At 41.7% G+C, this 15,408-nt stretch carries 10 protein-coding genes and 1 tRNA gene; 8 read left to right on the top strand and 3 right to left on the bottom strand.

Going from position 1 to position 15,408, the window contains the following annotated elements; genetic code table 11:
• Nucleotides 1-20 precede the first annotated feature (20 nt).
• Both ACFOWS_RS10735 and ACFOWS_RS10730 read left to right on the top strand, forming a co-directional pair.
• Nucleotides 21-896: a sugar phosphate isomerase/epimerase family protein gene (locus ACFOWS_RS10735; RefSeq protein ID WP_379764336.1), complete on the top strand. Its 876-nt coding sequence runs from the start codon at nt 21-23 to the stop codon at nt 894-896.
• 101 nt (nt 897-997) lie between these two features.
• Nucleotides 998-1,071: transfer RNA gene (locus ACFOWS_RS10730), tRNA-Arg, on the top strand.
• Between the two features lie 225 nt (nt 1,072-1,296).
• On the opposite strand, the gene ACFOWS_RS10725 is transcribed toward ACFOWS_RS10730, so the two are convergent.
• Nucleotides 1,297-3,756 (bottom strand): glycoside hydrolase family 95 protein, encoded by a 2,460-nt coding sequence (locus tag ACFOWS_RS10725; protein ID WP_379764334.1) that lies wholly within the window; start codon nt 3,754-3,756, stop codon nt 1,297-1,299.
• A gap of 314 nt (nt 3,757-4,070) precedes the next feature.
• Between ACFOWS_RS10725 and ACFOWS_RS10720 the strand changes: the two genes are divergently transcribed.
• Genes ACFOWS_RS10720 through ACFOWS_RS10700 form a run of 5 tightly spaced genes read left to right on the top strand, consistent with a single transcriptional unit; the run spans nt 4,071 to nt 12,116 of the window.
• Complete coding sequence (locus ACFOWS_RS10720) at nt 4,071-5,186, top strand: alpha/beta hydrolase-fold protein (protein ID WP_379764332.1); 1,116 nt, start codon at nt 4,071-4,073, stop codon at nt 5,184-5,186.
• Between the two features lie 19 nt (nt 5,187-5,205).
• Entirely contained in the window at nt 5,206-6,351 is a 1,146-nt protein-coding gene (locus ACFOWS_RS10715) for an alpha/beta hydrolase-fold protein (RefSeq protein ID WP_379764330.1), read from the top strand.
• Between the two features lie 33 nt (nt 6,352-6,384).
• Nucleotides 6,385-7,572, top strand: a complete 1,188-nt coding sequence (locus ACFOWS_RS10710) for an esterase (protein ID WP_379764328.1) — start codon at nt 6,385-6,387, stop codon at nt 7,570-7,572.
• Between the two features lie 38 nt (nt 7,573-7,610).
• The gene (locus ACFOWS_RS10705) at nt 7,611-9,380 is read left to right on the top strand and encodes a glycoside hydrolase family 43 protein (protein ID WP_379764326.1); all 1,770 of its coding nucleotides are present in this window, start codon (nt 7,611-7,613) and stop codon (nt 9,378-9,380) included.
• A gap of 57 nt (nt 9,381-9,437) precedes the next feature.
• Nucleotides 9,438-12,116, top strand: a complete 2,679-nt coding sequence (locus ACFOWS_RS10700; protein WP_379764324.1) for an alpha/beta hydrolase-fold protein — start codon at nt 9,438-9,440, stop codon at nt 12,114-12,116.
• A 208-nt stretch (nt 12,117-12,324) separates the two neighbouring features.
• Here the strand turns inward: ACFOWS_RS10700 and ACFOWS_RS10695 are convergent, their stop codons facing one another.
• Both ACFOWS_RS10695 and ACFOWS_RS10690 read right to left on the bottom strand, forming a co-directional pair.
• Nucleotides 12,325-12,738: a response regulator gene (locus tag ACFOWS_RS10695; RefSeq protein ID WP_366588358.1), complete on the bottom strand. Its 414-nt coding sequence runs from the start codon at nt 12,736-12,738 to the stop codon at nt 12,325-12,327.
• Entirely contained in the window at nt 12,707-14,545 is a 1,839-nt protein-coding gene (locus ACFOWS_RS10690; RefSeq protein WP_379764322.1) for a sensor histidine kinase, read from the bottom strand. The genes ACFOWS_RS10695 and ACFOWS_RS10690 overlap by 32 nt, the downstream gene beginning before the upstream one ends.
• 387 nt (nt 14,546-14,932) lie before the next feature.
• Between ACFOWS_RS10690 and ACFOWS_RS10685 the strand changes: the two genes are divergently transcribed.
• Complete coding sequence (locus tag ACFOWS_RS10685; protein ID WP_366588363.1) at nt 14,933-15,334, top strand: response regulator; 402 nt, start codon at nt 14,933-14,935, stop codon at nt 15,332-15,334.
• Nucleotides 15,335-15,408 lie beyond the last annotated feature (74 nt).

The raw sequence follows: 15,408 nt of genomic DNA, 5'->3' as shown, positions 1-15,408 counted from the left end.
TAAACTCAAACAATTTCAGAATGAAAAAAATATTGATAGCATTAAACAAACTCGTTCCTTTTGGGCTTCTTGTATTATTGGTGACCTTACACTCGTGCGGCGATCAAAATTTTGGAGGATTGGCCTTGTACACGGTTCGGGATGATATGGGGGAAGACGCCAAAGCAACGCTCCAGAAAGTGGCTGATGCCGGATATTCCTATGTTGAGGCAGCAGGTTATAATGAAGGGAAGTTCTATGGTATGGCTCCAGAAGACTTTAAAGCATACTTGGAAAGTGTGGGTCTGAAACCGGTGAGTACCCACCAAGGTTCGGTTACTTTGGAAAATGCAGATGAACAAATAGCCGCCGTTAAAGCTGCTGGTTTTGAATATTTTACGATACCGGTTCCACCTATGGGCATGTTTACCTTTAACCCTGAAGACAGAACTATGGGCATGCAGGGGTCTTTGGAAGACTTCGCCAGCATCTTAACTACCTTGGGAAAAAAATGTGATTCGGCAGGATTGAAACTTTTGTACCACAACCATGATTTTGAATTCAAGGATAATGAGGATGGAGTAAAACCTATTGAGTATTTGTTGGAAAACACAGATTCAAAATATGTGAACTTTCAGATGGATTTATTTTGGGTGACCAAAGCAGGAGCAGACCCAGTTAACTATTTTGAGAAATACCCAGGCAGATTTAAATTATGGCATGTAAAGGACATGGATGATGACGGAAAATTTGCTCCAGTTGGAGAAGGCAACATTGATTTTAAGCGAATTTTGACAGAGAAGGAAACCTCGGGTATGCAGAAATATTTTGTGGAGCAAGATATGACTTGGGACAAAAAACCGCTTGATGTAATAGGAATAAGTCACGAAGGTCTCAAAGAAATTGGATTTGATTAGTCAATGTACTGGTCTTGAGTGGTCTGATGCAAAAAGCATAAGAAATAAAAAAAATATTTTTTACAACCACAGACATTAGTATCTTTGCACCCGCAAACTTGGGTCGCGTAGCTCAGCTGGATAGAGCATCTGCCTTCTAAGCAGACGGTCGAAGGTTCGAATCCTTCCGCGATCACTGGTACTTAAAAGGCCTCGGTAAGTTTTCTTATTGATGCCTTTTTTATATAATGTTTTTAACAGCATATAGCGATCATGCAATTTGTAACAATATGGAAATATTGATTTAGGTGACCACACATTGAATTCGCTGCACGAATCGTAGTTTCGCTTGCTTAAATGAATATTTTATTTAGGTATTGTTTAAATACCAGTTCGCTTATCTACAAAATGGAAACCTTATTTATTTTAATCTAAAAGAATAGACTTTGCCTTTTTCCGTGATAATGTCATATAGTAATGACTTTGGCAAAGTCAATTCCTGAGTGGACGCTTCCTCTGAAATAATGGGTTCCATCGTTTCTTCCATCTTGAAGAACTTGTTGGGATTGTCTCCTTTGGCTTCCTTGAAAATCCCGATTCCAACGAGTTCGATTTCATTGGGAACACGTAGGCGTAAGTTGCCCCCTAGGTTGGATTTTATGGTGGCTGCCAAGAGTTTTTTATTTCTCCATTCCAGAGCTACAACTTCAAACCCGCCTCTGGCCCTTAATCCGCCTACATATCCAGTGTTTAGGGCATCGGGAATCGCTGGGAGTAAATGGACACTGCCATCCGAACTTTGCAACATCATTTCGGCGATACCCGAAGTACACCCAAAATTTCCATCGATTTGGAACGGGGGATGGGCATCAAATAGATTGTTATAGGTTCCACCACCACCTTGATTGATCCCTACCGGGGTCAATTGATCTTTGATTAACTTAAAGGCGTGATTGCCATCTTGCATTTTGGCCCACCAATTCACTTTCCAGCCCATGCTCCATCCTGTGGAAATATCGCCTCGTTGTAACAAGGTATTCCTTGCTGAAGCGAATAGTTTGGGTGTACGATATGGAGAGATCTGATTAGACGGGAAAAGACCGTACAAATGGGAAACATGGCGATGATTGTCCTCAGGCGAGTCCGCATCATCCAACCATTCCTGCAATTGGTTGTGCTTGCCAATCTGCATTGGGGGTAATTTACTTCTCAACACTTTTAGTGAGTCTATGAAAGCGCTTTCCTTTTCCAAAACTTCAGAAGCTTGGATGTAGGTGTTGAATACATCAAAGACCAATTGGTTGTCCATAGTGGACCCTGCTGTGATGGATGAACCTTGATGGGCTTCGGTGGCATTTTCGGGAGAATTACCCGGGGCAACAACCAAATAGGGATAGTTGGGATGTTCTACCAAAAAGTCCGCATAAAATTCAGCAGCCCCTTTGAGTGCAGGAAAAACAGATTTCAAAAAGGTTGTGTCCCCAGTGTACAAATAGTGCTCCCAAAGGTGCTGACTGGTCCAAGCCCCTCCGCCATTCCAGATACCCCAAAATGCTCCATCTATAGGGCCTGTTATCCGCCAAATATCCGTGTTGTGGTGGGCCATCCAACCCCGTGCACCATACATGGTCTTAGCTGTTTCCTTGCCTGTTATGGAAAGCTCTTGAACCATTTTAAGAAAAGGTTCGTGAAGCTCAGAGAGGTTGGTGCGTTCGGCAGGCCAATAGTTCATCTCTGCATTGATGTTGATGGTATATTTACTGTCCCATGCAGGTTTCATTCGATGGTTCCATATACCTTGAAGGTTTGCGGGTTGACTGCCCGGTTGGGATGAGGATATGAGCAAATATCGCCCATATTGAAAGTACAGGGCCACAAAAGAGGGGTCTTGCGTATTCCTGAAATTGGCCAGTCGTTCATCCGTAGGCATTTTTGATGCTTCCGTTTCTCCAAAGTCCAAAATCACTCTATTGAATAATTCCTGGTATTTTTTTATATGTTCCGATTTTAAAAGTGTATAATCCTTGTCAAAACCTGCATCCAAAAAACCTTTTGTACGTTGCATTTCATCACCGCTCAAATCTTGGTAAGAATTGAAGTTGCTGGCAATCGAAACCATCAATACAGCTTCGTCCGCATCTTCCACCGTAATTGATGTAGTTGTTTGGGTGGTTTTTCCATTTTTGGTCTTCAACCCCATTAGGGCGTTGAACTCCACTTTGCCCTCAACACTTTCATGATCACTTGTCCGGCCCCAAAGGGAGATTTGGTTTTCTTCGTTTGTATTTATTTTAGAATCGGTATGAGGAGTTGTAAAATTCGCCGTAAAGCTGATTTGCCCCAATTTATCCGCCGTTAAATGAATTATCAGAAGTCTATCGGTCAAAGAAACAAATGCTTCCCTTGTATATGTGGTACCATTGACTTTATAGGAAGTTTTACTGACCGCATTACTGATATCCAACTCCCTGAAATAATCTTGATATTCCGTATGGCCCGGAAAGTATAGTTCCAGATTTCCCACAGGTTGGAACATTTGGCCATGCGATTTTTTGGTGATAATCTTGTCATTGGCCAGTTGCTCGGCTGCTTTGTATTCTCCATTAAAGATGAGTTCCCGGATCTTGGGTAGGTACTCAAGTGCATTCGGATTGTCATTTCTATTGGGGCCACCGCTCCACACTGTATGCTCATTGAGTTGGAATATTTCAGTGCTCACATTGCCATAGACCATTGCGCCTAAGCAACCATTGCCCAGGGGCAGAGCATTTTCCCAGACAGGACCAGAGGGTTCGTCATACCAAAGTTTTAAGTTGTTGGAATACTGTCCAAAAAATGAAACTGGGATGTAAAAACAAACCAAATAAAGTAACCTTTTCATAATAGCCCTGATTGTTTTGCTAATAAACTAATAAATAAAGTGGATTAAAACGTGTACAATATTCTTTTTAAGAAATAATGGTCTCTTTTATCATTTTAACAAAGACTTTATTGAATTTTTTCACCATTCATTTTCAATGTGTTTAATAAACACTTATATTGGTATCGAAAAATTTGGCTTGCAACTTCCCCGTTACGCAAAGTGCCTTGAAAATCTCGGTCAACAAACAATAAATTATCAAAATCAATCTATTTCACTCAAAACAATAAAATGAACAATTAGAATCTAACAACAGTTAACTAAAAACAAACATCATGAAATTTAATGCTGCAACATTAACACTAGCACTGGTATGCTATACCATTGGTATGGCTCAAACCAATTCAACCACCGTAATCGAAGACTTTAAGTCCTCAACCCTGAACCAACCCGGTAAGGAATACCCTCAGGTAAATTCGCAGGGATATGCACGATTTAAGATAGATGCCCCAGCAGCCGACAGTGTTCGGGTAAGCCTGGGCCTTGGGGGAAGAGGAGGTACAAAACTCCAAAAAGTTGAGGATGGCTCTTGGATGGGTACCACGGAAGGACCCATGGACGAAGGGTTCCATTACTATCATATAGATGTAGACGGAGGTACTTTTAACGATCCAGGCGCTCTAAATTTTTATGGTTCCACGCGTTGGGAAAGCGGTATTGAGATACCTGCCCATGACCAAGAATTTTATGCATTAAAGGACGTTCCCCATGGCAAGGTGGAGCAAATTCTTTTTCCATCAAAAAGCACCAATACATCCCGAAGTGCCTTTGTTTATACCCCTCCAGGATATGACAAGGACCAGTCTAAAAAATACCCAGTCCTATATTTGCAACACGGTTGGGGCGAGGATGAAACCGCTTGGAGCAACCAAGGCCGAGCTAACCTTATTATGGACAACCTTATTGCCGAAGGCAAAACTGATCCTTTCCTTATCGTAATGACGTATGGAATGACCAATGAAATCAGATTTGGTGGGCTACGTAATTTCGACATTACCCCTTTTCAAACTGTTTTGGTTGATGAATTGATACCTTATGTTGATGCCAATTACCGTACGGTTGCCGAAGAGTCCCATCGAGCAATGGCCGGTCTTTCCATGGGAGGTATGGAGACCAAGATGATCACCCTCAACAAACCCGATGTTTTTTCCTATTACGGTTTGCTAAGTGGAGGTACCTATAGTCCAGAGGACATCAAGGATAAAGACGATGTAAAACTCATATTCCTAAGCTCTGGAAGCAAGGAAAGACCAGAAGCCGTAAAAAGTGCAGCTGCCGCTTTAAATGAGGCTGGAATAAAGGCCGTTTCCTATGTTTCAGAAGGAACGGCGCACGAATTTCAGACGTGGAGGCGCAGTCTACATGAACTAGCTCCCCTTCTTTTTAAATAATCTCTAAAAAGAAAGTCAGATGAGATATCCGCATGCAATTATTGCCGTACTTTTTTTGGCATTGCAGCCGTGTTTGGCCCAAACCGACTACGAACCTTCAGAGACCAATCAACCTGGAAAGGAATATCCAAAGGTTGACTCGGAAGGTCGTGTAAAAGTTGAGGTACTCGCACCCGAAGCCAACAAAGTACAACTGGATATTGGTGGTGTTAAATACGACCTTACCAAAAACGATGAAGGGGTTTGGACCGGTGAGTCAGCACCCCAGGAAGAGGGATTTCACTATTACCAATTGAACATTGATGGGGCTTCTGTTCCTGATCCGGGCACCAAATACTATTATGGTGCAGGACGTTGGGGCAGCGGTATTGAAATTCCGGCAACAGACCGTGAAATTTATGCCTTGAAGAATGTTCCGCACGGAAGGGTCTCGGAGCAGCTCTATTTTTCCAACATTACCCAAGCTTGGAGAAGATGCTTTGTTTACACCCCGCCAGAATATAGTAAGGATACCAATACTAAATATCCGGTGCTATACCTTCAACATGGGAGTTTTGAGGATGAAACAGGGTGGGCCTCGCAAGGAAAGGCCAATCTAATTTTGGACAACCTGATTGCAGAGAATAAAGCGGTTCCAATGATCATTGTTATGGACAATGGGTATGCTTATAAACCCCAGGACAGTTCAACCGAAGGAAATAGAAGACCACAATCAGCCTTTGAAGAGGTGTTGATACAAGAGGTCATTCCAATGATAGACGCGGAATACAGAACAAAATCAGATAGAGCACATAGGGCCATTGCCGGCCTTTCAATGGGTGCAAACCAGACCATGCGCATCATCATGAACAACTTGGACAAGTTTGCCTATTATGGTGGCTTCAGTGGTACTTCCAACTATCCGACCAGCGATAAAATAGACACGAAAACATTTCTAAACGGCGCATTTGATGATGGCAAAGCTGTGGAAGAAAAAATAAAAGTGTTCTGGTTGGGACTGGGCACCAAAGAGCCTGATCCGTTTCCAGGATCTGTTGGCGCTTTCCGAGATATGTTGGAAGAACAGGGAATTGATCATGTATATTATGAATCCCCTGAAACGGCCCATGAATGGCTGACTTGGCGTAGAAGCCTCTATCAATATGCACAATTGCTCTTTAAATAGTGATGATGCAGCACCTTACTAAACATGGATGATATGAAAATCAAAAACTTATTTTATTCCGCCTTCGCTTTACTGTTCATTTCAAGCTTTGGCTATGGTCAGCAGGCCAATGTGAACCTGGACTACAATCCACAGAAGGATACCGAAGGACTTATACCTTTTAGCGCACCGATAAATTCTCCTGAAGTTCATGATGACCAAACCGTTACGTTTCGGGTGAAAGCACCGGAGGCACAAAAAGTGGAATTGAATCCCGGAGCCATCAATACCGCTCTGGGAAAGGGTAGGGAGCCCATTCCTTTTACAAAAGGGGAAGAAGGTGTTTGGACCTTGACCATCGGACCACTTCCTCCTGATATGTATGCGTACCATCTTCGGGTGGATGGCGTACAAATGGCGGACCCCAGTAATACGTATGCGGCATTTACGGCCATGCCACCCTATAGTGAATTGATCGTGCATGGCGATGGGCCAGCCTACTATGACGCAAAAAACGTCCCTCATGGAAACGTTACACGTCACATTTATCATTCAGATGTCACCCAGGGCGAACGTGAACTGTATGTGTACACACCACCTGGGTACGATTCCAGCAAAAAATATCCAGTACTCTATTTATTGGGCGGAAGTGGTGAACTGCCCTCCAATTGGGTGTATGATGGTAGGGCCAATTTAATTATGGACAATCTTTTGGCAGAAAACAATGCCAAGCCCATGATTATTGCCATTCCCAATAACCAAGTGATTCATCGGAACCATCCAAAGCATTCCGAACTGACCTTTGATATTTTTGAAAAAGAGCTCAGAAACCATGTCATTCCTGTGGTTGATGAAAACTACAGCACAATTGAAAGTCCAGAAGGAAGAGCCATTTCAGGATTGTCCATGGGTGGTCGACATAGTATGTTCGTTGGCTTTAGATCTTTAGATGTATTTGCAAATTTTGGTATTCTCAGTGCTGGGGACACCACTGCGGAAACCACCTTATCCCAGTTTTTAAATGACCCAGAAGTAAATAATAAGGTTGACTATCTTTTTGTGGGGCAGGGTACCAAGGAAGCCGAAGGTTTTTTTAACGCAAGGGTCCAGGGTCTTGTCGACGCATTAAATAACCATGATATAGAACATGAATATTATGTAGGTGGAAACGGTGGGCATGACTGGTCCACTTGGCGTCATCTCCTATATTATAGGTTCTTGCCCAACCTTTGGCAGAAGTAAATAAAATTAAGCAATAAACTCATATCCATATAATTATAATGAATCGAACTAGGAAAAATCTAAAAAAGATAACCTTTGGGGCGTTTTTGACCTTACTTGTAGGGTTGTACTCTTTTTCACCAAAGGGAAAAGATATCGATCCCAAACCAACAAAATCAACCAATATACCCATATTCACAAAAGTGGTGTACCATGGCAATGATAAAGTCTACAACGATTATCCCTTGGAAGCGGATGAATTTTACAGTCCAATCCTTCAGGGCTGCTACCCAGACCCGGCCATAACCCGAAAAGGGGACGACTATTATTTGGTATGTTCCTCCTTTGCCATGTTTCCCGGGGTGCCCATTTTTCATTCCAAGGATTTGGTAAACTGGACGCAAATAGGTCATGTTTTAGATCGCGTTTCCCAGTTGGATGTCCATGATACCGGTATAAGTCAAGGTGTTTACGCCCCTGGAATTACCTATAACCCCAAAAATGACACATTTTATATGATCACAACCGCTTTTGCAGGCGGCGCTGGTAATATTGTGGTGAAGACCAAGGACCCCGCAGAAGGTTGGAGCGATCCGTATCACTTGAAATTTAATGGAATTGATCCATCGCTGTTTTTTGATGATGATGGTAAGGCCTATATCGTACATAATGATGCTCCAGATCCTGGAAAGGAACTTTACAACGGACATAGGGTCATTAAAATATGGGAATATGATGTGGAAAAAGACCAAGTCATTGAGGGTACCGACAAGATTATTGTGGATGGTGGTGTTGATATTTCGGATAAACCCATCTGGATTGAAGCCCCCCATATCTATAAAAAAGATGGCAAATATTATTTGATGTGCGCCGAAGGCGGTACAGGAGATTGGCATAGTGAAGTGATTTTTATGAGTGACAGCCCAAAGGGGCCTTATATCCCCGCACCAAGCAATCCAATACTTACCCAGCGTTATTTTCCTAAGGAAAGAGAGAATAAGGTGGACTGGGCGGGTCATGCCGACTTGGTTTTAGGGCCGGATGACAAATATTACGGTGTTTTTCTGGCGGTTCGACCCAATGAGGAAAACCGGGTGAACACCGGACGAGAAACCTTTATTCTACCCGTGGACTGGTCCGGTACCTATCCCGTTTTTGAAAACGGTTTGGTCCCAATGGAACCCAAACTAAAAATGCCTGAAGGTGTTGAAAATAAAATGGGACAGGAAGGCTATTTTCCCAATGGAAACTTCACCTATACCGAGGATTTCTCATCCGATTTATTGGATTACCGTTGGATAGGATTGCGGGGGCCACGGGAAGCTTTTATGGAACAAACCAAAAATGGTTTAGAAATCAATCCCTTTGAAACCAATATAAAGGAATTGAAACCCACTTCCACATTGTTCTACAGACAACAGCACCGAACATTTTCATTCACTACCACCTTGAACTATAAACCAAAGTCGGAAAAAGACCTAGCTGGAGTGGTAGCCTTGCAGAATGAGCAATCTAATTATGTCTTTGGAGTGACCAAAAAGGACAAGGACTATATTTTGGTATTGGAAAAAAACAGCTTTTCTAGAAGAGAGCGCTCGGCAAAATCCGAAGTATTAGCGAGCACCAAAATTGACATTTCAAGCCCAATAGAACTTAAGATTTCGGCTGAAGGAGACAAGTATACCTTTAGCTATTCAACCGATGGAGCAACTTTTGAGAATTTGGGCGGTACCGTTTCAGGTGACATTCTGTCCACTGACGTGGCAGGAGGTTTTACTGGTGCCCTTTTGGGACTTTATGCCACCAAGGCAAACGATATGGCACTGTAATAAAAAAATCATTAAGCAAACGCAACAATGAAAAAATCAATACTAAACTTTTGTCTCATGGCAGCCGTGCTCTTTTGCTCCGCAAAAACTATGGCACAAGACCCCAATTTCCATATTTATTTGGCCTTGGGACAATCAAATATGGAAGGAAACGCCCGTATTGAGGCACAGGATACAATCGATGTTAATGACCGTTTCAAGGTTTTGGCGGCTGTGGACTGTCCTGATTTAAACCGCGAAAAAGGAAAATGGTACACTGCAATTCCTCCTTTATGCCGATGTAAAACAGGGTTGACCCCCACCGATTATTTTGGCAGGACGCTAGTGGAAAAATTACCCGATAGTATAAAGGTCGGGGTCATCAACGTGGCCGTTGGGGGCTGTAAAATTGAGTTGTTTGATAAGGACAACTACCAAGAATACGTCTCCACCGCACCAGATTGGTTAAAGAATATGGTAGCGGAATACGATAGAAATCCGTATGCCCGTCTTGTGGAAATGGCAAAAATCGCCCAAAAAGATGGGGTGATCAAGGGAATCTTGCTACATCAAGGAGAATCGAATACCGGGGACACCCTTTGGCCCAAAAAAGTGAAGACCGTTTACGACAATCTTCTTGAGGATTTGGATTTGGAGGCATCAAAAACACCGCTGTTGGCAGGAGAAATGGTACATGCGGACCAAGGAGGCATTTGTGCCAGTATGAACGAAATTGTGGACACGCTGCCCGAAACTATTCCCAATGCGCACATCGTTTCTGCAAAAGGAGTTCCAGATGCCAGGGACAACCTTCATTTTAGTGCAGAAGGGTACCGCATGCTGGGTAGAAGGTATGCCATAAAATTGCTGAATGTCCAGCGTAATCAGGCCAATGACCCTATAGCCGAAAAACATGCTCCAAAAGGATTCGACAAGGTCAGAAATGGCATTCCAGAAGGTAAGATAGACAGTATCATGTACCTGTCAAAAACGGTTGGAACAGAACGTAAGGCCTTGATTTATCTTCCGCCCGGTTATTCCAAATCAAAAAGATACCCCGTTTTGTATCTATTGCACGGAATTGGAGGGGATGAAAAGGAGTGGCTTAACCAAGGTACGCCCCAGGTAATTTTCGACAATCTTTATGCAGATGGAAAATTGGAACCCATGATTGTGGTATTGCCTAATGGACGGGCCATGAAAAATGACCGTGCTGAAGGAAATATTTTTAGCCCTGACAAGGTTGAGGCGTTTGCCACCTTTGAACAGGACCTTCTAAATGATTTGATTCCCTACGTGGAGAAGAAATTTAAGGTGTACAGGGACAGGGAGCATCGGGCAATATCCGGTCTATCCATGGGCGGTGGACAAACCTTAAACTTTGGTCTTGGCAATTTAGACACATTTGGCTGGGTAGGCGCATTTTCATCCGCACCGAATACCAAGGCACCCCAAGAATTGCTTCCCAATCCTGAAAAAGCCAAATCGTTGGAACTGCTATGGATTTCGTGTGGCGATGCGGACGGTCTCATGCCCTTCAGTAGCCGTACCAGTGAGTATTTACGAGACCATGGTGTACCCCATATTTTCTACGTAGAACCGGGAGGGCACGATTTTGAGGTTTGGAAAAACGACCTTTATATGTTTTCCCAAATGCTTTTTAAGCCCGTAAACAACAATGTGCTTAACAAGTACAGTGTTTTGGGATTGCCGGCGAGCACCAACATTAGACGTGCACAGTATCCACAAATATTACCGGATAGCAGGGTAATTTTTAAAACCAAGGCACCAGAGGCAAAACAGGTTCAGATAGACCTTGGCAAAAAATACGATATGGAAATTGACGATGAGGGATTCTGGACCGTGACCACGGATTCCATCACCGAAGGATTCCATTATTACTCATTGATTCTGGATGGGGTGGCCGTTGCAGACCCTGCCAGTGAAACCTTTTATGGCATGGGGCGTATGGCCAGCGGCATTGAGATTCCGTTCAAGGAAGATGGCTATTATAGCTTAAAGGATGTGCCCCATGGTGATATCCGCATAAAGAAGTACTTTTCAAATTCATCACAATCGTGGCGCGAAATGTATGTCTACACGCCGCCGGGTTACGAGGAATCCAACCAAAAGTATCCTGTTTTATATCTGTTGCATGGGGGAGGAGAGGACCAAAGAGGTTGGGCCACCCAAGGAAGGACCAATGTAATATTGGATAACCTGATAGCCGAAGATAAAGCGGTGCCTATGATCGTTGCCATGCTGGATGGAAATGTTTCTGCAGGCGGGGGAGGATTCGGTCAAAACGCATTGATGGCCTTTGAGAATGAACTGAAACAAGGAGCCATTCCCTTTGTGGAGGAAACGTACCGCGTAAAGGCCGATGCACAGAGCAGGGCTTTGGCTGGACTTTCTATGGGGGGTCTGCAGACCTTGCATGCAGGCGTCCACAACACCGATATGATTTCCCATTTGGGCGTTTTTAGTTCTGGCTGGTTTTCGAATAACGATGAATTATCGGGTCCGCAATATGAGTATATGCAAAACAATGTGGATAAAATAAACAGCAACCTTACCAACTTCTTCATTTCAATGGGAGGGAAAGCAGATATTGCATACAATAACTGTCAGGTTATGATGAAGAAATTTGACGAAATGGGTATTGAATATGAATACAGCGAATACCCAGGAGGGCATACATGGCCAGTTTGGCGGCATGACCTATATAATTTTGCGCAATTGTTGTTTGTTAAATAATTGACAGTGCTTTATAAATTGAATATGTTTAGGACATTGACCATTACTTATTGCAAATCGTAAAAAGGAATTGGCTTTAATTTTAAAATTAAAAAGCTGAAACCCCAGTAATAAAGCCTCAGAGAGTTTGTCTTTCAGAGGCTTATTTTTTTGCAATCATGATCATAAATCTAATTCCGAAAATCTACCTAGGGATTTTGCCCTAATCCTACCAATTACCATCATATATTTCCTCTAAAATCTGTGTCATTTTATCTTCAAAGACAGGTTTGACAATGTATCCGGTAATTTCTTCAAAGTCCTTGGCTTTACTAAAGTCATCTGGGTCATTTGAGGACGTGACCATGAAGATGTTGACATTATGGTTGGGCAGTACAGGTTTCATCTTTTTAAATTCTGATAAGAATCCCCATCCGTCCATAAAAGGCATGTTAATGTCCAATAGAATCACTTCAGGTAGTTCCACCTTTTCTTCAATACATAGGTTAATATATTCAATGGCGCGCTCTCCATCTGTAAAGGAGGTTACTAAAATATCACTGGATAGGTTACTTAATATCCTTTTTGTTACGAAAAGATACACTTCGTCATCATCCACTAAAAGAATGTTTGGTTTTTTCATGAGTTTTAAATTTAATTTTAAATGTTGTGCCCTGGTTCACTGCACTCTCTACCTCTATGGAGGCATACATCGCTTCAAGCTGTGACCTTACTATAAATAGCCCCATTCCCTTTCCAGAAATATTTCTATGAAATCTTTTGTAAAGTTTGAAGAGATTGTTTCCATGTTGGGCCAGATCAATCCCAAGACCATTGTCTTTAATGAAGAGCACCTTTTGGTCATTTTCCCACGCACTTTCAAAAATTATGTGGGAATCAACATCTGTTCTTCTGTATTTGATTGCATTCGACAAAAAGTTTTGTAGAATACTTTTCATATAAAATCGTGAGCATTTTAAAGTATGCCATGCATCAAGTTTGTATATGGTTTCAAAGTTTTTGGCCTCCTTGTCAACAAGGGTTTCCACAAAATCATTTTCAACTTCCTTAAGCAACAAAAGCAGGTTCACATTTTCTAGCTCAAGTTTTGTATTGTTCAAAATGGAAACGTACGTATGTACATCTTGGGTAAGCGTGCTAATATTCTTGGAAATAGTTTCTAGCTTTGGGAGTAGCTCATTAAATGTTTCCTGACTTTTAGCTTTGCTAAGCATATCTACAATAATGGACATGCTGGTCACCGGTGCCTTTAGGTTATGGGCCACTACATAGTTAAAATCCTCCAACTGCCTATTTCGTACTTGTAGTCTATCGTTGGCTTGTTTCACTAGACGATTGGTGGACTTTAATCGGTTTTGACTGTCCAATAGGGCCTTGTTCTTTTGTTTTAGCTCGGTAACAAAGTTTCTTTTCTCCTTTTGTGTTCTTGCATATCCAAAAGCAATCAAGGCAATAACAATAAGGGTAAGAATATTGAAAAGGATTAGGTTTTTTCTAATGGTTTTTAACCTTTTACTTATATAAGAGGGCGGAATTTCCTGTATAATGCCCCAATCGTTCTCGGTAATGACTTCAACTATATCTTCTTGAAGGCTTATATCCGTATTCTTCCCAAAGCCAATGTTGACATTCTGGAAAACCCACAGACTCCCTTTTTCCATAAAGAAGGTGTCCTTTTCAAAAATGAGGTTTCTTAGCTGAAGTTTCTTTTTTATGGATGAGTCCTGCTGGCTCATGCTTGCCTGATGGGGCAGTACGTTTTTAGAAAGGTTTGTGGTTATTACATTTCGCTCCTTGTCTACCAGATAAAAATTGTCCTCTGATATTCTTGCTTTCATCAAATCAAAAACCTTGTTCATGTTAAAATTGGTGACGGCCAATCCTATTTGTATTTGGTCAGCATCAAATATTGGGGTCACTCCTCTAATTACTGGCTTGTAGGGCTTTTCTATTACGCCATTCTCTCTGTTTAGTTCAATAGGGGTGATATAGACTTGACCTTTTTTGAGTGAAAGTCCTTTTTGAAAATAACTGCGATCCACCTTACGCTGCAAATCTTTTGGCTCCATGGTTTTATCATCTGTCCTTTCATAGCGTAAGATCTCATCTCCATGCAGGTCTAAAAATCGAAGTTGATCATACACTTCATAGCCCTGCATAATGCGAATGTATTCGTTGATAAAAGCAGAATCCAATGGCTCACCATTGCTAAAATTAGCTGGGAATACAACATTGGACCAATATGATGTTATATCAATGAGTACTTCACATTGATCTTCCAAGTGATAGCTTTTGTTTTGGATATTCCGCTGCTGAATGTGGGCAATGTTCGTGATAAGGCTATGCTTTTGGAGATAGCCCCATACAAGAGTAAAAATCAATAGCGGAATATAGAGTGCTAGTGAGGTTTTTATTATCCTACTCCACATACAGTCAGTTTAGTATAAACAGAACCTTTTTATCATATACGCGGCCTGTATTGCATTATTAATAGCAATGTATTGTAGGGGAAATTTTAGATGAAATTAGGAAATTTTATACATCATTTCCAAAATACGAACCGATTTTTTGGTTTTTGATAACTGCTTTTCAATGCTTTTTAGCATATAATTTTCCACGTATATATCATTCCATAGCAATGATTGAAGGATTCTTTAAATAATAACTGATATTGATTGGGAAAGCTGTAGGTTAGGCAAATTTCAATTCATCTACAGATTTTTTCCATTCACCGACACTAAATTGGGTTTTGACTCTGTTTCGCATTATAATAGGTGGAAATTGAGTTGTTTTGGGTATAGCTAAATTGATATAAAATGCATATTTTGTTTATAGAAGACGACGCCATAGAAACCATGAAGTTTCAACGGACCCTATCCAAGTTAGCATCAAAGCATACTCTGGTGGAGGCCAAAAATGGCGAAGAGGCCCTGGAAATTCTCCAGTCTGGAAAGTCGTTGCCGGATATTATCTTGTTGGACCTGAACATGCCTCGGATGAACGGAATTGAATTCTTGGGCATACTAAAGCAGCATGACAAAATAAAATACCTTCCTACTATTGTATTGACTACGTCCGAAAACCGTGATGACCTATTGGAATGTTACAAAATTGGGATTGCCGGATATATAATAAAACCCCTCAAATACGAAGATTACGAGACAAAGTTGAAATCCGTATTGGAGTACTGGAACATCAACGAACTGGTCAAAGCCTAGTTAAAAACGGCATTTCACAACAAAACTTACTCATTGAGTAGACGTTTTCCTACTTTTGTGTGATAGTAGCCAGA

It is taken from the genome of Flagellimonas marina (assembly GCF_042651185.1).
In the GTDB taxonomy this organism is placed as follows: domain Bacteria; phylum Bacteroidota; class Bacteroidia; order Flavobacteriales; family Flavobacteriaceae; genus Flagellimonas; species Flagellimonas marina.
The sequence above is the reverse complement of the archived record's forward strand: the minus strand, read 5'-3'. Positions and strand labels throughout refer to the sequence as shown.

Excerpts from the sequence above, each read along its gene's own strand:
- ACFOWS_RS10735 (WP_379764336.1), top strand. The coding sequence starts at position 21 with ATGAAAAAAATATTGATAGCATTAAACAAACTCGTTCCTTTTGGGCTT.
- ACFOWS_RS10715 (WP_379764330.1), top strand. The coding sequence starts at position 5,206 with ATGAGATATCCGCATGCAATTATTGCCGTACTTTTTTTGGCATTGCAG.
- ACFOWS_RS10690 (WP_379764322.1), bottom strand. The coding sequence starts at position 14,545 with ATGTGGAGTAGGATAATAAAAACCTCACTAGCACTCTATATTCCGCTA.
- ACFOWS_RS10700 (WP_379764324.1), top strand. The coding sequence starts at position 9,438 with ATGGCAGCCGTGCTCTTTTGCTCCGCAAAAACTATGGCACAAGACCCC.
- ACFOWS_RS10720 (WP_379764332.1), top strand. The coding sequence starts at position 4,071 with ATGAAATTTAATGCTGCAACATTAACACTAGCACTGGTATGCTATACC.
- ACFOWS_RS10685 (WP_366588363.1), top strand. The coding sequence starts at position 14,933 with ATGCATATTTTGTTTATAGAAGACGACGCCATAGAAACCATGAAGTTT.
- ACFOWS_RS10695 (WP_366588358.1), bottom strand. The coding sequence starts at position 12,738 with ATGAAAAAACCAAACATTCTTTTAGTGGATGATGACGAAGTGTATCTT.
- ACFOWS_RS10710 (WP_379764328.1), top strand. The coding sequence starts at position 6,385 with ATGAAAATCAAAAACTTATTTTATTCCGCCTTCGCTTTACTGTTCATT.
- ACFOWS_RS10705 (WP_379764326.1), top strand. The coding sequence starts at position 7,611 with ATGAATCGAACTAGGAAAAATCTAAAAAAGATAACCTTTGGGGCGTTT.
- ACFOWS_RS10725 (WP_379764334.1), bottom strand. The coding sequence starts at position 3,756 with ATGAAAAGGTTACTTTATTTGGTTTGTTTTTACATCCCAGTTTCATTT.